This is a genomic window from Hyalangium gracile (assembly GCF_020103725.1).
GTDB classification, from domain to species: Bacteria; Myxococcota; Myxococcia; order Myxococcales; family Myxococcaceae; genus Hyalangium; species Hyalangium gracile.
The window spans coordinates 97,716-115,663 of the sequence record NZ_JAHXBG010000008.1 but is presented as its reverse complement, the minus strand read 5'-3'; the positions used below and the strand labels follow the sequence as shown (position 1 = coordinate 115,663).

Annotated in this window: 16 protein-coding genes; 5 read left to right on the top strand and 11 right to left on the bottom strand. The window is 67.2% G+C overall.

What is annotated here, in order from left to right; translation table 11 throughout:
- Nucleotide 1: 1 nt before the first annotated feature.
- From KY572_RS17815 to KY572_RS17790, 6 genes are all read right to left on the bottom strand, one after another.
- A complete protein-coding gene (locus KY572_RS17815; protein WP_224243980.1) occupies nucleotides 2-625 on the bottom strand; it encodes a type IV pilus inner membrane component PilO in 624 nt (207 codons plus the stop codon).
- A 15-nt stretch (nucleotides 626-640) separates the two neighbouring features.
- The gene (locus KY572_RS17810; RefSeq protein WP_224243979.1) at nucleotides 641-1,327 is read right to left on the bottom strand and encodes a PilN domain-containing protein; all 687 of its coding nucleotides are present in this window, start codon (nucleotides 1,325-1,327) and stop codon (nucleotides 641-643) included.
- A gap of 38 nt (nucleotides 1,328-1,365) precedes the next feature.
- On the bottom strand, nucleotides 1,366-2,448 hold the full coding sequence (pilM, locus tag KY572_RS17805; protein WP_224243978.1) for a type IV pilus assembly protein PilM: 1,083 nt from the start codon (nucleotides 2,446-2,448) through the stop codon (nucleotides 1,366-1,368).
- A gap of 198 nt (nucleotides 2,449-2,646) precedes the next feature.
- A complete protein-coding gene (locus KY572_RS17800; RefSeq protein ID WP_224243976.1) occupies nucleotides 2,647-4,053 on the bottom strand; it encodes a sigma-54-dependent transcriptional regulator in 1,407 nt (468 codons plus the stop codon).
- A 55-nt stretch (nucleotides 4,054-4,108) separates the two neighbouring features.
- Nucleotides 4,109-5,227 (bottom strand): sensor histidine kinase, encoded by a 1,119-nt coding sequence (locus KY572_RS17795; protein ID WP_224243975.1) that lies wholly within the window; start codon nucleotides 5,225-5,227, stop codon nucleotides 4,109-4,111.
- A 16-nt stretch (nucleotides 5,228-5,243) separates the two neighbouring features.
- Nucleotides 5,244-6,308 (bottom strand): prepilin peptidase, encoded by a 1,065-nt coding sequence (locus KY572_RS17790; RefSeq protein ID WP_224243974.1) that lies wholly within the window; start codon nucleotides 6,306-6,308, stop codon nucleotides 5,244-5,246.
- A gap of 216 nt (nucleotides 6,309-6,524) precedes the next feature.
- Between KY572_RS17790 and KY572_RS17785 the strand changes: the two genes are divergently transcribed.
- From KY572_RS17785 to KY572_RS17765, 5 genes are all read left to right on the top strand, one after another.
- Nucleotides 6,525-7,166: a prepilin-type N-terminal cleavage/methylation domain-containing protein gene (locus KY572_RS17785; protein ID WP_224243973.1), complete on the top strand. Its 642-nt coding sequence runs from the start codon at nucleotides 6,525-6,527 to the stop codon at nucleotides 7,164-7,166.
- Between the two features lie 81 nt (nucleotides 7,167-7,247).
- Nucleotides 7,248-7,886 carry a prepilin-type N-terminal cleavage/methylation domain-containing protein gene (locus KY572_RS17780; RefSeq protein WP_224243972.1) on the top strand — a complete coding sequence of 213 codons (639 nt, stop codon included), beginning with the start codon at nucleotides 7,248-7,250 and terminating at the stop codon, nucleotides 7,884-7,886.
- Between the two features lie 78 nt (nucleotides 7,887-7,964).
- Nucleotides 7,965-8,885, top strand: coding sequence for a tetratricopeptide repeat protein (locus tag KY572_RS17775; protein ID WP_224243971.1), 921 nt, complete (start codon nucleotides 7,965-7,967; stop codon nucleotides 8,883-8,885).
- Entirely contained in the window at nucleotides 8,882-9,853 is a 972-nt protein-coding gene (locus KY572_RS17770) for an ABC transporter ATP-binding protein (RefSeq protein WP_224243970.1), read from the top strand. Before KY572_RS17775 ends, KY572_RS17770 begins: the two co-directional genes overlap by 4 nt.
- Nucleotides 9,853-10,620, top strand: a complete 768-nt coding sequence (locus tag KY572_RS17765; protein ID WP_407659975.1) for an ABC transporter permease — start codon at nucleotides 9,853-9,855, stop codon at nucleotides 10,618-10,620. Before KY572_RS17770 ends, KY572_RS17765 begins: the two co-directional genes overlap by 1 nt.
- 46 nt (nucleotides 10,621-10,666) lie before the next feature.
- Here the strand turns inward: KY572_RS17765 and KY572_RS17760 are convergent, their stop codons facing one another.
- From KY572_RS17760 to pilB, 5 genes are read right to left on the bottom strand one after another with little or no spacing between them, the layout of a single operon-like run.
- Nucleotides 10,667-12,028 (bottom strand): sigma-54-dependent transcriptional regulator, encoded by a 1,362-nt coding sequence (locus tag KY572_RS17760; RefSeq protein WP_263451791.1) that lies wholly within the window; start codon nucleotides 12,026-12,028, stop codon nucleotides 10,667-10,669.
- A 10-nt stretch (nucleotides 12,029-12,038) separates the two neighbouring features.
- Complete coding sequence (locus KY572_RS17755; RefSeq protein ID WP_224243967.1) at nucleotides 12,039-13,685, bottom strand: two-component system sensor histidine kinase NtrB; 1,647 nt, start codon at nucleotides 13,683-13,685, stop codon at nucleotides 12,039-12,041.
- Between the two features lie 10 nt (nucleotides 13,686-13,695).
- Nucleotides 13,696-14,934 carry a type II secretion system F family protein gene (locus tag KY572_RS17750; protein ID WP_224243965.1) on the bottom strand — a complete coding sequence of 413 codons (1,239 nt, stop codon included), beginning with the start codon at nucleotides 14,932-14,934 and terminating at the stop codon, nucleotides 13,696-13,698.
- Between the two features lie 56 nt (nucleotides 14,935-14,990).
- Nucleotides 14,991-16,103, bottom strand: coding sequence for a type IV pilus twitching motility protein PilT (locus tag KY572_RS17745; protein WP_224243964.1), 1,113 nt, complete (start codon nucleotides 16,101-16,103; stop codon nucleotides 14,991-14,993).
- A gap of 48 nt (nucleotides 16,104-16,151) precedes the next feature.
- Nucleotides 16,152-17,855 (bottom strand): type IV-A pilus assembly ATPase PilB, encoded by a 1,704-nt coding sequence (gene pilB / locus KY572_RS17740; protein ID WP_224243962.1) that lies wholly within the window; start codon nucleotides 17,853-17,855, stop codon nucleotides 16,152-16,154.
- Nucleotides 17,856-17,948 lie beyond the last annotated feature (93 nt).

Below are 17,948 nucleotides of genomic sequence, written 5' to 3'. Positions count from 1 at the left end.
CCTATTTCTTGGGCGGCGCAACTTTCTGGCCTTTTTGCTTCGGATCAACGGTCTTCGGTTGCTCCACGAACCGGAACGTCGTCGCCACGAAGGAGCTCTGCAGGATGACCTTCTCGTTCTTCACCGTCGGCTTGCCGAGGTCGATCCCGTTCACGTTCACGATGCGGCGCATGTTCGCGATCTCCTGCATGAACATGGCGATCTCATGGTAGTTGCCGCTCACCGTCATCTTGATGGGGATGCGCGCGAAGAACTCGCCCGGCGCCTCCTTGCCCGGCTCCACGCGAGCGATCTCGAGACCGGACTTCTTGCCGATGTCGTTGATCTGCGCGAGCAGCTCGTCGATCTCCTTCTTCTCGGGCAGCTCGGTGAGCGCCTCGGCGAGCTTCTGCTCCAGCACGTCCATCTCGCGCCGGCGCTCGTTGAGGTTCTGGGCGATCTCGCTCTTCTCGGCCAGGTCGGTGTCCAGCTTGCGGCGCTGCTCCACCTGCTGCTTGATCTGCGCCTCGGTCGGCTGGATGAGGGCGAAGAAGTTGGCGGCCGTGAGCAACACCACCGCCGCGGCCAGGCCGCCGTACTTCACGCCGGCCGGAGCCTTGGCAATCTTGTCCAGGTACTGTTCCATGAATGCCAGGTCCTCTCAGATGGCGTAGTTGGCCGAAAGGTTGATGTTGAACTCGACCGTGGGGAACGAGTTCGGGTCGCTGCTGCTGCCGGACGTCTTCTGCACCGCGTCCTTCAGCTCGATGTTGGTGAAGAACGTCTTCACCGCGGACACCGGGAACTCCTCGATGGCGGCGTCGGGGGTGAGCAGCTCCACGCGCGAGGTGGGCGAGTCCTTGCGAGACTCCACCAGGCGGCCCATGCCCTTGGGCGTCCACACCATGTGGCCCAGGTTGCTCATGAACTCGGCGACCTCGTCATGGCTGATGGCCGCTCCGGAGATCTTCACGCCGCCCTTCTCCTCGGTGAAGCCCTTGAGCCACAGCTTCTTGGGAATGGACGAGGCCAGCGCGTCCATCATCTTCACCGGGCCGGCGCGGCCCTTGCGCAGGTTGTCCAGCACGCCGAGCTTCTTCTCCACCTCGGCCTTGCGGTCGTTGATCTTGCTCACCTCGCCGATGACCTTCTCGAGCTCGGTGATCTTCGCCTTGACCTGGGCGATGCCCTGGGCGTTCTGGTCGAACTCCGCCTTGCGGTCCGCGTACCACATGTAGTTACCCACGAACGCGCCCACCAGAATGATGGCGAAGAGGACCAGGATCTGCCTGCCCATCTCTCGCTTCTTCGTCACCCGGACGGGCAACAGATTGATGCGGATCATCATATGCGTCGGTTCCTTCGATAATCAGGGAGAGAGGGGTCTCAGTTCAGCTTGTCGCCCGGACGGCGCAGCGCCAGGCCCACCGCCACGGCCGCCATGGGAGCCACGTCCATGATGAAGGCCGGATCGAACTTGCGGTTGTCGACTTCGATCTTCCGGAACGGGTTGAGGATCTCGACCGGAACGCCCACGCGCGCCTCGATGGTCTTGAACAGCGCGGGGATCTTCGCGGTGCCGCCGGACAGGAACACCTTGCTGAAGTTGGCGTCGGCGGCGGTGCCCGCGTAGAAGTCCAGCGAGCGCTGGATCTCACCGGCCACCTGCTCGGCGACGCTGGTCAGCACGCGCTCCACGTCCTGAGGCACCACGGCGTCCGCGTCGTTGCGGTTGCCGCCGATCTTCAGCGCCTCGGCCTCCTCGTAGGAGACGTTGAGCTGCTTCTGGATCTCCTCGGTGAACTGATTGCCGCCGATCGTCACGTCGCGGGTGAAGACGGTGATGCCGTTGGCGATGATGTTGATGTTCACCACCGAGGCGCCCGCGTTGATGAGGACCACGGTCTCCTTCTCGGGGATGTCGTAGTTGGCGGCGAACATGTTCTGGACGGCGAAGGCGTCCACGTCCACCACCACCGGGGCAAGTCCCGCCTCGGAGACCACGGTGGTGTAGTCGTTGATCATGTCCTTCTTGGCGGCCACCAGCAGCACATCCATCTGGCCGGTGGCGTCATTGGCGCCCGCGTCGAGGATCTGCGTGTCGATGTTCACGTCCTTGACGTCGAAGGGGATGTACTGCTCCGCCTCCCACTGGATGCTCTCCTCGAGCTCTTCCTGGCTCATGCGGGGCATCTGGATCTTCTTGATGATGACCGAGTGGCCGGAGACGCCGATGGCGACCTCCTTGTTCTTCACCTTCAGCTCGTTCATCAGCTCCTGCACCGCCTGAACGATGGCGGTGGAGTTCATCAGCGCGCCGTCGACGATGGCCTCCGGAGGCAGCGGCTTCATGCCGAAGCTCTGCAGCGCGTAGCCGACCTCGCCGCGCTTGCGCTGTTCCTTGAGGAGGATCATCTTCACAGAGGTCGATCCGATATCCAGACCGAGTGCCAGTTTGCCCTTCGCCATGCAGTTCTCCCGTGGAGAGGGCGCCAGCGTAGCATCAGCGCGCAACCCCGCCTAAAAGTTGACCGGCGCCCGCTCGCTCCGCGGCCGGTCGGGCACGAACAGGTACCCTTCGGCCGCTCCCCTCGTAACGCCGCGACTGCCGATTTTCTGGCCTGGGACGCGCGCCGTCAAATCCCCACAGTGTGCTCCGCCGGACGCTCAGCTGCCCTTCTCGGCCTCGGCGTCCGGATCGATTCCGTACTCCTTGATCTTGTACAGGAGCGCGCGATGGCTGATGTCCAGGACTTCCGCGGCGCGGGTACGGTTGCCACGGGTCCGGCGCAGAGCTGCGCGGATGTATGTCTCCTCCAGCTCTCGCATGGCGCGCTTGAGGGACAGGTCGCTACCGGCCTGTTGCACGGCAGGTGAGCCGGCAGCCGGCTGGGGAGCCGTCCAGAGCCGCTCGGGGAGGTTGGAGGGGAGGATGTGGGGCCCATCCGCCAGGAGCACGGCGCGCTCCATGGCGTTCTCCAGCTCGCGCACGTTGCCGGGCCAGCCGTAGGCGCCCAGGAGCGCCTCGGCCTCGGGGCTGAGGCCCTCCACGGGCGGCTCGCGGTTGAGCTGCCGGTTGAAGCGGTGGATGAAGGCGCGCGCCAGCAGGGGGACGTCCTCGCGGCGCTCGCGCAGGGGCGGCATCCGCAGGTTCACCACGTTGAGGCGGTAGTAGAGGTCCTCTCGGAACTCGCCCTTCTCCACCAGCTTGCCGAGATCCCTCAGCGTCGCGGCGATGACGCGCACGTCCACGCGCTCGGCGCGGCTCTCGCCCACCGGGCGGATCTCCCCCTCCTGGAGTACGCGCAGCAGCTTGACCTGGGCCGGCAGCGGCAGCTCGCCCACCTCGTCCAGGAAGAGCGTGCCGCTGTCGGCCTCGCTGAAGAGGCCCTGCTTGGCGGTGCGCGCGTCGGTGAAGGCGCCCTTGGCGTGGCCGAACAGCTCGCTCTCGATGAGGCCGGCGGGGATGGCGCCGCAGTTGACGGCGACGAAGGGGTGAGAGGCCCTCGGCGAGCGCTCGTGGAGCGCCCGGGCGATGAGCTCCTTGCCGGTGCCGCTCTCGCCGGTGATGAGGACGGTGGTGTTCACGGGCGCGAGCCGGTCCACCTGGCGCAGCACCGCCTTGAGGCCCTCGCTGTCGCCGAGGATGCGCTCGGGCGGAGGCGCCGCGGCCGTCCTCAGGCGCCGGTTCTCGCGCAGCAGCCGCTCGCGCTCCTCGGCCTTGCGCAGGACGAAGACGATCTCCTCGGGCTTGAAGGGCTTCTGGACGTAGTCGTACGCCCCGGAGCCCACCGCCTCGAGCGCCTGCTCCTGGGAGCCGTAGGCGCTCATCACCAGCACGGTGAGGCCGGGGTGCTCGGCCTTGGCCTGGCGCAGCACGGACAGGCCGTCGCGCTTGGGCATGCGCACGTCACACAGCAGCACGTCGTAGCTGCGCGCGGACAGCTCGCGCACGGCCTCCTCGCCGTCGGCGACGGCGCGGACCTCGTACCCGTGCTCGGTGAGCACCAGGGTGAGGACATGGCGGATGGACGGCTCGTCGTCGGCGACGAGAATGGAGCGGAAGGTGGGCATGATCAGGCCGGAGCCTCATCATCCCCCAGCGCCCTGACGAAAGGGAGTTCTCGATTCATGGGGCCGTCAGGTGGACGCAGAAGCGAGCGCCGCCGCCCGGAACGTTCTCCGCGGTGAGCCGGCCGCCCATGCTCTGCGCCAGGTGCATGGACACCGCGAGTCCCAGCCCCGTGCCCTTGCCCTCCTTCGTGGTGAAGAAGGGCTCGAAGAGGCGCGGCATGACGTCCGCGGGGATGCCCGGGCCGGTGTCCTCCACCTCCAGCCGCACCTCGCTACCCTCGCGCCGGGTGGAGACGCGCACACCGCCCTCCCCTCCCATGGCCTGCGCGGCGTTGAGCATGAGGTTGATGACGATCTGCGACAGCGGGCCCGCGTCCGCGCGCGCCAGCAGCCCTGGCTCGAGCGCGAAGTCCACCTTCACCTGGGACAGCTCCGGCCCGGCGCGCACCAGCTTCACGCACGTCTCCACCACCTGGCTCACGTCCACGGGCGTCAGCGTGGCGGGCTTCGGGCGCCCCAGGTCCAGCAGCCCCCGGACGATGCCGTCGATGCGCTGCACCTCGTGATCGATGCGCTGCAGGTAGTCCTTCAGCTCGGGCGTGGGGGCCCGCATGCGCGCCAGGGACAGGTAGCCGAGAATGCCGGCCAGCGGGTTGCCCACCTCGTGCGCCACGCCCGCGGCCAGCTTGCCCACGGTGGCCAGGCGCTCGGCGGACACCAGCTCCGTCTGGGCTCGCGAGAGCCGGGCGTTGGCCTGCTGGAGCGCCTCGAGCTGCGAGCGCGTCTTGGCCTGCTCCAGGCGCAGCGCCTCGGCCATGCGGTTGAGCGCGCTCTGGATGCGCGACAGCAGGGGCCCGCCCTGGGACACCGGGGCCAGGTCCAGCTCGAGCCGCCCGAGCTGCTCCACCGCCGCCTCCGTGCTGCGCAGCGGGCGGCCCACGGTGAAGTCCAGGATGAAGTACACCAGCGCGCCCAGCAGGAGCAGATCCAACCCCAGCGCGAAGGGAAGGAAGCCCCGCACGCGAGAGAGCGTCTCGGCCTCGGGGCTGCCCGGAGGGGCCAGTCTGCGCACCACTTCCACCAGCTGGATGAGCACCGGCTGGAGTGTGAGCCACGAGAGCCCCGTGGTGAGCGAGGCCAGCAGAAAGGCCACGCTGGCGATGCGCCACTTCATCTCGTCCGAGCCCCGCTCACCGCATGCCCCCCAGCAGCAGCGCGAACTGCGGCGGCAGCACCCGGGCCAGCCACGGCGTCATCAGCAGCAGCTCCAGGCCCGCCAGCGCCAGCCACGGCCCGAAGGGGATGTTCGTCTTGCCCGGCACCCAGTCGATCTCCTCCCCGGCCTCGTCCTTCGGCTCGTCCGGGATGGGCTGGACGAGCAGGCACCAGGGCACCAGCAGCAGCCGCTTCCAGAGCGGGATGCCCGGCTTCGTGAACTCCCACGTCATCGTCAGCTCGGGCTCGGGCGGCTCCTCCTCGGGGGCTGCTGCCTCGGGAGCTGCTGCCTCGGGAGCCTCCGGCCCCGGAGTGCCCTGCTTCCCAGGCTCGGGCTCGGCGCGAGGGCCCGCCCGGCCGGTGAGCGCAATCAACAGCACGCCCACCACCGCCCCCTGGAGAGAGGAGAGGAAGAGGATGCCCAGCAGCGCCCGCCATGAGAGGAACGCGCCCAGCAGCGCCACCAGGAACTTGTCGCCGCCCCCGAGCGCCTCCTTCTTGAACATCTTCCAGCCCAGGTACTCCATCAGGCGGAAGGCCAGGAATCCCACCCCGGCGCCCAGGGCCGCGTCCCGCAGCGCCTCCATCCCCCTGGGTACGGCCAGCGCCACTCCGGCGACGATCCCCGGGATGGTGAGGGAGAAGGGGAGAATCCAGTGCTCCAGATCAATAAAGGTGAGCGGCACCAGCAGCGAGACGAGCACCAGCGCGGAGACGAGCTCCCAGGTGAAGTCGAAGCGCCGCACGCACGCCAGGAAGAGCAGGCCGACGAGCAGCTCCACTAAAGGGTAGCGAATAGAGATGGGGGCTTTGCAGTTCCGGCAGCGGCCCCTCAAGGCCAGCCACGAAATGAGTGGAATGTTCTCGTACCAGGACAACGAGTGCCCACACTTCGGGCAGCGGGAGCGCGGATGGACGACGCTTTCTCCGTGCGGCACGCGGGCAATGACGACATTCAAGAAACTGCCGACGCACAGGCCCAATACGAAGAGCCAGACCGTCAGCAGAGAGAAGAAAAAGGGCGGTAGCTCCTGAGCCATAGCGCGGTTTCCGAGGCTAGCCTCTCTGGTCCGGGTGCCCAAATTCGTCGCTGGGTGCCAAATTTTGTCGATCACCGCCTGACGTGATCCGGCACCCCTGGGCCCCATTCCAGGAGATCAGCCCACTTAGCAGATCTGGCGTGGGTGGCCCTTCCCTTGCTATGACTGAGCCTGTCGTTCACCCCCAGTCCTCGCCGACTGCAAGGAGCAGCAGATATGACCCAGACCCGTCGCAACCGTGGCTTTACCCTCATCGAGCTGATGATCGTGGTGGCGATCATCGGCATCCTCGCGGCCATCGCGATCCCGAACTTCATCCGGTTCCAGGCCCGTGCGCGCCAGTCCGAGGTGAACACCAACCTCAAGAGCCTCTTCACGGGTCTGCGGACCCAGCAGCGCAAGCCCCCCGCGGCCATCCGCGCGACCAGCTTCGCTCCTGAGCGCGGCAACCGCTACAGCTACCACCTCGAGGACAACTGCGCCTCCGTCGAGGACCGCAGCCAGGTGAACGCGGTGCAGAACAACACCGACACCTGCATCGGCGTGGACCAGTTCAAGTTCACCTCGTTCCCCCAGACGTTCACGGTTGAGGCCCTGGGCGGCGCGACCTGGAACACCAAGTGCACCACCAACGGCATGGCCGTTCAGTCCGGTATCCACGGCAGCCAGGACGACTGGTGCTTCCTCGCCTACGGCGCGGGCGACGTGGACAACACCCCGGCCAACGACAAGGCTGACACCTGGTCCATCGCTTCCTCCGACGGCCAGCTCCAGGCGACCTGCCCTGCCACGGGCGCCGCCGAGAACGTCGCCGCCGGCGAGCCGTTCAACATCTACAACGACGTGAACTGCGACTGATTTCAGCGCATCGCTGAACATGTCTGAACAGGCCGGGATGATCGTTCATCCCGGCCTGTTTTTGTTTGGGAGGACCTCCGCATGCCCCGGCAGAGTTCGCGCGGCTTCACGCTGATCGAGTTGATGATCGTCGTTGCCATCATCGGCATCCTGGCGGCCATCGCCATTCCGAACTTCCTGCGATTCCAGGCACGCGCAAGGCAGTCCGAGGCCAACTCCAACCTCAAGACGCTGTTCACCGGGTTCCGCACACTGTCCAAGCGGCCCAACCCGGAGATCCGCGTCCCGGGCTTCTCGCCCGAGCGTGGCAACCGCTACAGCTACCACATGAACGATCCCTGCACGACCGTGGAGGATCGGACCACCGTCAACATCGTCCAGAACCCCAATGATGACTGCGTCGGGGTGGACACCTTCAAGTTCACCTCCTTCCCGCCGACCTTCACCTGGGTCTCTCCGCTGTCCGCCACCTGGAACACCAAGGCCACCCAGAACGGCCTGGCCATGTCGCCCGGCCTGCGCGGCACGGGCGAGAACTGGGACTTCCTGGGCTTCGCGGCGGGAGATGTAGACAACACCCCTACCGATTCGGCGGACACCTGGCTGGTCTCGTCATCGGATGGACAGCTCACCCCTGCGTGCCCCACGACGGGTGGCGTTGCCGAGAATGTTGCCGCCGGCGAGCCGTTCAACGTCAACAACGACGTCAACTGCGACTAGGCAACCGAACGCTTCTTGCGGATTGAGCTCCCTCTGGTCTGCTGCGCGCCCCGCCGGTAGTGTGCGGCACACAAAGCCATGAAGTCCCTCCTGACACTGGCGATCATCCTCTCTGGACTTGGGACCGTGGTCGCGCTCTCGGAGCCTCCCCGAGACCCACCCCGCGGTCCCTACCGGGCCCCCCTGCTCCCCCGCCTCGAGATGCTGCGCGTGCTGGGTGCCGGACAGCGCTCGCTCGTGACGGACTACTACTGGCTGCAGGCCATCCAGGCCGCCGGCCGTGGCAGCGAGAGCAAGGACCCCACCCGGTACCTGGACCTCTTCTACTACGCGGACCTCGTCACCGACCTGGACCCGAAGTTCCACAAGGTCTACCAGTACGCGGGCAACACCATCCCCACGAACCTGGGCCGTGAGCAGTGGGTGAACACGGCGGAGGCGCGGAAGATCCTCGAGAAGGGCGTGAAGCAGTTCCCCGAGGACGCCAACCTGCGCCTGTTCCTCGCCTACAACCTGAGCTACTTCTTCGAGGAGCACGAGGCCGCCGCCGAGCACCTGCGCATCGCCGCCACGCTGCCCAACCGGAACAAGTACGTGCCGGAGTTCGCCTCGCGCATGCTGGCGTTCAACCGCCGCTTCGACGCCGCGCTCGCGCTGGTGGAGGCGTTCCGAGACAACGAGACGGATCCGGAGATGCGCGAGATGTTCGAGGAGCGCGTCGCGGAGATCCAGCTCGAGCAGCTGCTGGTGAAGGTGGACGACGCCATCGCGGCCTTCAAGAAGCGCGAGGGCCGGATGCCCGCGACGATGTCGGAGCTGGTGGCCAAGGGAGACCTGCCGGAGATTCCCCCCGATCCCATGGGCGGCTACATCGGCTTCGAGCCGGACGGAAAGAGCTACTCCAGCATGAGGCGCGTCCGCCTGCGGCCGCCGGAGTTCGACAAGAAGCTTCAGAAGCAACAGCAGCAACAACAGGACGCAGCCCAAAACACCCCATGAGCGCTCCCGACACGCTAGCCATCGAGACCCGGGACCTGTCGAAGACGTATCGGCTGGGCTTCTGGATGAACAAGCGGGTTCTGGCACTTCAGGGCCTCACCCTCTCCATCCAGCCCGGGCAGGTCTATGGCCTGCTCGGCCCCAATGGCGCCGGCAAGTCCACCACCATCAAGATCCTCATGAACCTCGTCCAGGCGACGAGCGGCATGGCCCGCATCTTCGGGCACGCGCCGGACGCGAAGGAGGCCCGCCGCAACGTGGGCTTCCTGCCGGAGAACCCCGCCCCGTACGAGTACCTCACGGGCGAGGAGTTCGTCCGCCTGGCCGGCCAGCTCGTGGGGCTGAGCGGGCAGGACCTGGATCAGCGGGTGAAGGAGGTGCTGGGCGCGGTGGGCATGGCCCGCACCGGCGGCCTGCAGATCCGCCGCTACTCCAAGGGCATGGTGCAGCGCATCGGCCTGGCGCAGGCCATCGTCGGCCGGCCCAAGCTGCTCATCCTGGACGAGCCGACCAGCGGCCTGGATCCGGTGGGACGGCGGGAGATCCGCGATCTCATCCTCCAGGAGCGCGAGCGCGGCACCACGGTGCTCTTCTGCACGCACATCATCCCGGACGTGGAGGCGCTCTGTAACCGGGTGGCGGTGCTCGTCAACGGCAAGCTTGCGCGCGAGGGCAGCGTGCAGGAGCTGCTCACGACGCAGGTGCCGCAGGTGGAGCTCACCATCGAGGGCCTGTCGCTGGAGGCGCTGCGCGGCCTGGGCCACCCGCTCGAGCAGGTGCAGGACTTGACCAACCGCGTGCTGGTGCGCGCCGGAGATGCCCACGTGCAGCCGCTGCTCAAGAGCGTGCTGAGCGCGGGCGGCCGCGTCACCAAGCTGCAGCCATCCCGCTTCTCGCTGGAGGACCTGTTCCTCCAGGCGATGAGCGAGGCCAAGCACGGCACTGTCGGAGGAGAGATTCAGTCATGATGCGGCCGTTCCTTGCTCTCACGCTCAACGGCTTCCGGGAGGCCCGCCGCAACCGCGTCACCGTGGTGGTGGGCGCCTTCGCCTTCGGGCTCCTGGTGGCCTCCACGCTGCTCACCAACCTGAGCGTCTCCACCTTCGACCGCGTGCTCACCGATGTGGGCATCGGGGTGATGAGCATCGTGCTGGTGCTGCTCGCCGTCTTCCTGTCCAGCGGCATGCTGAGCCGGGAGATCGAGCGCAAGACGCTCTTCCTCATCGTCTCCAAGCCCATCTCCCGCGGGCTGTTCCTCACCGCGCGCTTCGCCGGCAACATGCTGACGCTGGGAGTGCTGCTGGTGGCCATGGGGCTGCTCTTCTTCGGGCAGATCGCCCTCTATGGGACGGTCTTCACCCAGGCCCAGCTCGTCGCCATCTTCATGCTCTTCTTCGAGCTGCTGGTGCTCAGCAGCATCGGCTTCGCGATGTCCAGCTTCTCCAGCCAGATGGTGTCCGCCACGGTGACGATCGGCGCGTACTTCGCCGGCCACCTGGGCGGCGACATCTACGAGATGTCGCGCAAGGCCGACAGCCCCCTGCTCCAGTGGGTGGGCAAGGGCGTCTACTACGCGCTGCCCAACCTCTCGCGGCTCAACTACCGCGTCCAGGCCACGTACGAGCTACCCACGCCCTTCTCGGAGCTGGCGCCCTCCATGCTCTACGCGGTGGCCTACGCCGCGGTGATGATCGGCATCGCCGTCATCCTCTTCTCGCGCCGCGACTTCAAGTAAGGCGAACGGGGAGGGCCTCTCGAGAGCCCTCCCTCCCTTCCGGGGCCTACGCCGGACCGGAGTCGCCGCCGTCCTCTCGGTCTCCCAGGCCGTGCTTGGCGGCCCGGTAGCGGAAGGAACGGAAGCTCAGCCCGAGCAGCTCCGCCGCTCGCGTCTTCACGCCGCCCGCCCGCTGCAGCGCGGCCAGCAGGTAGCGCCGCTCCGCATCATCCAGGTGGCGCTCCAGCGAGAAGCCATTCGGCAGCTCCACCGCGCCGGCCGCCTGCTGCTCCGGCTCCCGCTCTCCGCGCAGCGCCGAGGGCAGCGTCTCCGGCCCCAGTACGTCCACGTCCGCCAGCGTGGCGGCACGCTCGACGATGTTCTGCAGCTGCCGCACGTTGCCCGGGAAGGAGTAGCTCTCCAGCACCTGGATGGCCGCCGGCGAGAAGTCCAGGTTGGGCCGCCCCAGCTCCTCGCGCATCTGCGCCAGGAAGTGGCGCGCCAGCAGCGGAATGTCCCCCGTGCGCTCGCGCAGCGGCGGCAGATCCACGGTGATGACGTTGAGGCGGTAGAGCAGGTCCTCGCGGAAGCGGCCGGCCTTCACCTCCGCCTCCAGCCGCTTGTTGGTGGCCGCCACCACGCGCGCGTGGAAGGGCACCTCCGTGGAGCTGCCCACCGGCTTCACCCGCCGCTCCTGCAGCACGCGCAGCAGCTTCACCTGCGTGGACATCGGCACCTCGCCGATCTCGTCCAGGAAGACCGTGCCCTCCCCCGCCGAGACCAGGATGCCCGAGCGGTCCGTCTGCGCCCCGGTGAAGGCGCCCTTGATATGGCCGAACAGCTCGCTCTCCAGCACGCCCTCGTTGAGCGCCGCGCAGTTGACGGGCGTGAACGGCGCGCCCGCGCGCGTGCTGCGCAGATGGAGCGCTCGCGCCACCAGCTCCTTGCCCGTGCCGCTCTCGCCGGTGATGAGCACCGTGGTGCGGCTGGGCGCCACCTTCTCCACCAGCGCCCAGACCTCCTGCATCGCCGGACTGTCTCCCACCCACAGCCCGCGCATGCCGCTCAGCGAGCGGCGCAGGTTCCGGTTCTCCTCGCGCAGCCCCCGCTTCTCCAGGGCCTTCTGCACCAGCAGCTTCAGCTCTTCGTTGTCGAAGGGCTTGCAGATGTAGTCGTAGGCGCCCGCCCGCATCGCCTCCACGGCGGCCGCTGGCGTCCCGAACGCCGTGATGAGAATCACCTCTGGCGGCGCCGACAGCGCCCGCGCGGCCTTCAGCACGTTCAGCCCGCTGCCCGTCCCCAGCTTCATGTCGGAGATGACGACGTCCACGCCACCGGCCCCGAGCGTCTCGATGGCCGCCTTCTCGTTCCCCGCGATGCTCACGCGGTAGCCCACCCGCGCCAGCAGCATCTCGAGGTACTCGCGCATCGACAGCTCGTCATCCACTACTAGCACGTGCACCCTGCACCTCCTCCGCGGCCAGCGGCAGCTCCACCGTGAACTCCGTCCCCGCCTCGGGGGTGGACGTCACCTGGAGACGGCCCTCGTGCGACCGCACGATGGAGTATGCCGTAGCCAGCCCCAATCCCGTCCCGCCACTGCGCGTGGTGAAGAATGGCTCGAAGATACGCCCCAGGTGTGACTCCGGAATGGCCCCCGCCGAGTCCCACACACACAGCCGCGCCATCCCTCCCTCCCCCGCCAGGGACACGCGCACCCGCCCCCCCGCTCCCGCCGCCTCGAAGGCGTTGCGCGCCAGGTTGAGGAGCACCTGCCGCAGCTGATCCGGATCCACCGTGGCCGACACCGGCCGCAGGTCCATCTCCAGCTCCACCCCCCGGCTGAGCGGATCCGTCTGGAGCATCTCCATCGTCTCCTGGACGAGCTGCTCCAGCTCCACCCCCCGGCGCACCGGCTTCGGCGGCCGCGCGAAGCGCAGGAACTCCTCCACCAGCCGAGAGAGCCTGTCCGACTCGCGCAGCAGGATGGCCGTCAGCCGCGACACCCCCGGATCCTCCGAGCCGTCCTGCGCGAGCATCTGCGCCGAGCCGCGCATCGCCGCCAGCGGGTTGCGAATCTCATGCGCCAGCTGCGCCGCCAGCGTCCCCAGCGCCGCCAGCCGGTCCGCCCGCCGCAGCTCGTCCTCGGCGCGCCGCAGCGCCGTCAAGTCCTGGAAGACGATGAGGCGCGTGGCGCGGCCCGTGCCCTCCAGCGGCGCCAGCGTCAGCCCCAGGATGCGAGGCCCCTTCGGCGTCTCCACCTTCAGCTCGGAGCGCGGCACCCGCTCCATCCCCGGCAGCCCGGGCAACAGCTCCTGCACCTGCCGGTGGCTCACCGCCCCCTCCTCCAGGCCGAGGATGCTCAGGGCCGCGCGGTTGATGAAGGTGACGCTCCCGTCCTCCTCGCACGTGAGCAGCCCCGAGGGCGTGCTGTCGAGGATCTGCTCGTGGAGCGTGGCCAGCCGCTTGAGGTCCGCCTGGCTCGCCGACAGCCGCCCACCGGCCGCCAGCAGCTGCCGGCTGAGGTAGCCGGCCAGCACGGCGATCAGGAAGTGCGCCAGGACGTTGCTGGCGAAGGTGAAGCTGAAGCGCACCACCATGGCCGCGGGCGGATGCGCGCTCAGCCGCAGCAGGTGCGTGAGGACGATGGCCCCATACGCCCCCGAGCACGCCGCCGCCGTCACGAAGGCCCCCCGCTGCGACAGGAGGATGGAGGCGGCGATGACGGCCAGCGAGTACGTGAAGCTGAACGGCGAGTCCGCCCCGCCGGTGATGGACACCAGGCCCGAGGCGATCAGCACGTCCCCCGCCACCTGCACCATCGCCGCGACCCGGCCCACCTGGCCTCGCCGCAGCCACAGCCCGTAGATGAGGGTGAGGAGGTAGACCGTCCCGATTCCGACGAAGCCCAGCGTGTCCTGGCGCGACAGCTCGCTCGTGGGAGACGAGGCGAGCAGCCGCAGCGCGAACACCGCCAGGAGCAGACTGGTCGCGACGGTCCGGAAGACGGTGAGCCACGTCAACCGGACGCGCAGCTCGGGCTCCCCCGGCAGCGGAGGGAGCACCGCGGCTCGACTGGATGTCACCGGCGAGGCTCTACTTGATGGCGCCGGCGATGGAGAAGATGGGCAGGTACATCGCGATGAGGAAGCCACCCACCACGCCGCCCAGGAACACCATCAGCAGCGGCTCGATCATCGCCGTGAGGCCGGCGACGGCCGTGTCCACCTCGTCGTCGTAGAAGTCGGCGATCTTGTTGAGCATCGCGTCCATGGCGCCCGTCGCCTCGCCGACGCCGATCATCTGCACCACCATGGAGGGGAACACGCCCGTCTCCAGCAGCGGGCCGGCGATGTTCTTACCCTCGGCGATCTTCCCGCGGACGTAATAGATGGCCTCTTCCACCGTGCGGTTACCGGCCGTCTTCGCCGTCACGTCCAGCGCGTCCAGGATGGGCACGCCCGAGGAGATCATCGTGCCGAGCGTACGGGTGAAGCGCGCCACCGCCACCTTGCGGATGACGGGCCCGAACAGCGGCATCTTCAGCATCACCTTGTCCAGGATCTTCCGACCCTTCGGGTTCTTGTAGGTGTAGACGAAGAAGAAGACGACCGAGCCGATGCTGCCCAGCAGGTGGAAGATGTAGTTCTGCAGCCACTCGGACATGTCCACCACGAACTGGGTGGGTGCCGGCAGCGCCGAGCCGAAGTCCGCGAACATCTTGGCGAACACTGGCGTCACCTTGAGCAGTAGCAGCGCCGTCACGCCGATGGCGACCAGGATGACGATGGCCGGGTAGGTCATCGCGCTCTTGACCTTGCGCTTGAGCTTCTCCGCCTTCTCGCGGTAGGCCGCCAGACGGTTGAGGATGGTGTCGAGGATACCGCCCACCTCGCCCGCGGCGCACAGCTGCACGAAGAGCTCGTCGAAGACCTTGGGGTGCTCCTTGAGCGCGTCCGCGAAGGTGGAGCCCTGCTCCACCTTGCCCTTGATGGCGAACACCACGCGCTTGAAGGCGGGGTTGTCCATCTGGCTGCCCAGGATGTCCAGACACTGCACCAGCGGGAGGCCGGCGTCGATCATCGTCGCGAACTGACGGGTGAAGACGAGGATGTCCTTGCCCGTCACTCCGCTGCCGATGTTGATGTTGATCTCGTAAGGCTTCTTCTTGACCTTGACGGGATTGAGACCCAGGGACTTGAGGCGCGCGTTGACCGCCTCGGCGTCACCGGCCTCCATCTCTCCCTTCTTGGTCTCCCCGCCCTTGGTCTTGGCCTCCCAGAGCCATTGGGTGGTCTTCTTTTGAATTGCCTGCTTCTGTGCTGGTGCCGCCATGACTCTGGACCTCCGCGGGGGACTGCCACTCTACCGCGCGTCTTCAAAACCCATAACTAACGGCCGGGGGCTCCGCCGCCTGGCCGCTGCGGGGCACCACCGGGAACACTGCCCGCCAGGATGTTGCGCAACTCCTCGGGATCACTCGAGCGGCCAAAGGCCTCTTCCTGGCTGATCAGCCGCCGCGCCAACAGCGCCGCCAGGGCCTGGTTGAAGGTCTGCATGCCGTACTTGGCCTGGCCGACCTGCATCGAGGAGTACACCTGGTGCACCTTGTCCTCGCGGATGAGGTTGCGGATAGCGGGCGTGGGCACCATCACCTCCAGCGCCAGCACGCGGCCGGGGCCGCCCGCCTTGGCCACCAGCGACTGGCTCATCACGCCCTCGAGCACGAAGGAGAGCTGGGCGCGCACCTGCGGCTGCTGGTACGGCGGGAACACGTCCAGCACGCGGTTGATGGTCTGCACCGCGCTGTTGGTGTGCAGCGTGGCGTAGCAGGTGTGGCCCGTCTCCGCGATGGTGAGCGCCGCCTCGATGGTCTCCAGGTCTCGCAGCTCGCCCACCAGCACCACGTCCGGGTCCTGACGCAGGATGTACTTGAGCGCCGTCTTGAAGTTGCGCGTGTCCGCGCCCACCTCGCGCTGGTTCACCAGGCAGTTCTTGTGCGGGTGCAGGTACTCGATCGGGTCCTCGATCGTCATGATGTGCTCATGACGCTCGGTGTTGATCTTGTCGATCATCGAGGCCAGCGTCGTGGACTTGCCCGAGCCCGTGGGGCCCGTCACCAGGATGAGGCCGCGAGGACGCTTCACCAGCTCCGCCACCACCGGCGGCAGCCCCAGCTCGGCGAACGTCAGGATCTTGAACGGAATGGTCCGGAACGCGCCGGCCACCGCGCCGCGCTGCATGTAGATGTTGGCGCGGAAGCGCGACAGGCCCTTCACGCCGAAGGACAGGTCCAGCTCGTTGTCCTCCTCGAACTTGTGCTTCTGGGCGTCCGTGAGGATCGAGTAGCAGAGCTGCTTGGTCTCCACCGGCGTGAGGGGCGCCGTCTTCAGCGGCACCAACTCTCCGTCCACGCGGAGCTGCGGCGGGGAGCCAGTGGTGATGTGGAGGTCGGAAGCGCCCTTCTCGACCATCGCCTTCAGAAGCTGGTGCAGGTTTGCCACGGAGGAAGTCCTTCGAGCTGCGGTGAAGTGTGAGGAGGAAGGTGAAGCCTAGAAGCGGTCCGGAGCGGTGTTGCCCACCACCTCTTCGAGCGTGGTGACGCCGTCCATCATCTTCGCCAGGGCGGACATGCGCAGGGAGCTCATTCCGAGGCGGATGGCCTCCTGCTTGAGCTCGCTGGCCGAGGCGCCGTTGATGACCAGCTCCTTGAGGCCGTCCCAGAAGGGCATGACCTCGTAGACGGCCACGCGGCCACGGTAGCCACGGTCATTGCACTCGCGGCAGCCAACCTTCTCGTACATGGTGAAGGTGCCGATCTTCTCCGGGGGCACGCCCGCGTCGATGAGGGCCTTCTCGTCCACGTCGGCCGCCGGGCGCTTGCACTCCTTGCACAGACGGCGGCACAGACGCTGGGCCAGAATGAGGTTCAGCGAGGCCGTCACGAGGAAGGGCTCGATGCCCATGTTGAGCAGACGGCTCACCGTGCCCGGGGCGTCGTTGGTGTGCAGCGTGGAGAGCACCAGGTGGCCCGTGAGCGCCGCCTTCACCGCGATCTCGCCCGTCTCGAAGTCTCGGATCTCGCCGATCATGATGATGTCGGGGTCCTGACGCAGGAAGGAGCGCAGCGCCGCGGCGAAGTTCAGGCCGATGTCTTCATGCATCTGCACCTGGTTGATGCCGGCGAAGTTGAACTCGACCGGGTCCTCGGCGGTGGAGATGTTGGTGTCGATCTGGTTGAGCGACGAGAGCGCCGAGTACAGCGTCGTCGTCTTGCCGGAGCCCGTGGGGCCCGTCACCAGCACCATGCCGTATGGACGGTTGATGGCCTCCTGGAACCAGGCCAGCGGCTGCGGATCGAAGCCCAGCTTCGTCATGTCCAGCTGGAGGTTCGACTTGTCCAACAGACGCATGACGACCTTCTCGCCGAACAGCGTGGGGCACACGCTGACGCGGAAGTCCATCTCCTTGCCGCCACCCATCTTGATCTTGATGCGGCCGTCCTGCGGCAGGCGGCGCTCGGAGATGTCCAGCTCCGCCATGATCTTCAGACGGCTGGTGATGGCGTTGCGCAGCTTCATCGGCGGGCGCATGACTTCGTACAGCGAGCCGTCGATGCGGAAGCGCACGCGGAAGTCCTTCTCGTACGGCTCCACGTGGATGTCGGACGCGCCCTTCTTGATGGCGTCCATGAGGATGAGGTTCACCAGCTTGACCACCGGCGCGTCGTCCGCGGCCTTGGCCATCTCCTCGATGTTGTCGTCCTCTTCCTTGGCGACCTCGATGTCCGCGTCGTTCAGCTCGCCGACGATGGCGTCCAGCGAGGGGCCCTTCTCCGCGTAGTAGCGCTCGATGGCCTCGCGGATGGAGATCTCCGAGGCCACCACCGACTCGATGTTGTAGCCGGTGAGGAACTTCAGGTCGTCCACCGCGTAGATGTTGGACGGATCGCACATCGCGACGATGAGCGACGGGCCGGCGCGGTTGACGGGGATGACCAGGTGCTTCTCGGCGACCTCCTTGGGGACCAGCTTGATGATCTCCGGGTCGATGTCGAAGTCCTTCAGGTTGATGGCCGGCACGCCATACTGCTTGGACAGGAAGTCCGTGAGCTTGGACTCCTCGATGGCCCCCGTCTTGATGAGGGCCGTGCCGATGCGCGCACCGCTCTTCTGCGACTCCTCTTGCGCTTTGCGTAGCGCTTGCACGGTGATGAGGTTCTCGCGGACCAGCAGTTCACCAAGTCGACCGGACATTCAGCAGCCTCGAGCAGTAGGAAAGACGCGCAGTTGCCCCTGGAGCGCTGGGCGCTGCCGAGAGGCAGGGTGGAACGGACCTGTTGTCAGAAT

Coding starts and splice junctions, on each gene's coding strand:
- KY572_RS17815 (WP_224243980.1), bottom strand. CDS start 625: ATGGAACAGTACCTGGACAAGATTGCCAAGGCTCCGGCCGGCGTGAAG.
- KY572_RS17810 (WP_224243979.1), bottom strand. CDS start 1,327: ATGATGATCCGCATCAATCTGTTGCCCGTCCGGGTGACGAAGAAGCGA.
- pilM (WP_224243978.1), bottom strand. CDS start 2,448: ATGGCGAAGGGCAAACTGGCACTCGGTCTGGATATCGGATCGACCTCT.
- KY572_RS17800 (WP_224243976.1), bottom strand. CDS start 4,053: ATGCCCACCTTCCGCTCCATTCTCGTCGCCGACGACGAGCCGTCCATC.
- KY572_RS17795 (WP_224243975.1), bottom strand. CDS start 5,227: ATGAAGTGGCGCATCGCCAGCGTGGCCTTTCTGCTGGCCTCGCTCACC.
- KY572_RS17790 (WP_224243974.1), bottom strand. CDS start 6,308: ATGGCTCAGGAGCTACCGCCCTTTTTCTTCTCTCTGCTGACGGTCTGG.
- KY572_RS17785 (WP_224243973.1), top strand. CDS start 6,525: ATGACCCAGACCCGTCGCAACCGTGGCTTTACCCTCATCGAGCTGATG.
- KY572_RS17780 (WP_224243972.1), top strand. CDS start 7,248: ATGCCCCGGCAGAGTTCGCGCGGCTTCACGCTGATCGAGTTGATGATC.
- KY572_RS17775 (WP_224243971.1), top strand. CDS start 7,965: ATGAAGTCCCTCCTGACACTGGCGATCATCCTCTCTGGACTTGGGACC.
- KY572_RS17770 (WP_224243970.1), top strand. CDS start 8,882: ATGAGCGCTCCCGACACGCTAGCCATCGAGACCCGGGACCTGTCGAAG.
- KY572_RS17765 (WP_407659975.1), top strand. CDS start 9,853: ATGCGGCCGTTCCTTGCTCTCACGCTCAACGGCTTCCGGGAGGCCCGC.
- KY572_RS17760 (WP_263451791.1), bottom strand. CDS start 12,028: ATGCGCGAGTACCTCGAGATGCTGCTGGCGCGGGTGGGCTACCGCGTG.
- KY572_RS17750 (WP_224243965.1), bottom strand. CDS start 14,934: ATGGCGGCACCAGCACAGAAGCAGGCAATTCAAAAGAAGACCACCCAA.
- pilB (WP_224243962.1), bottom strand. CDS start 17,855: ATGTCCGGTCGACTTGGTGAACTGCTGGTCCGCGAGAACCTCATCACC.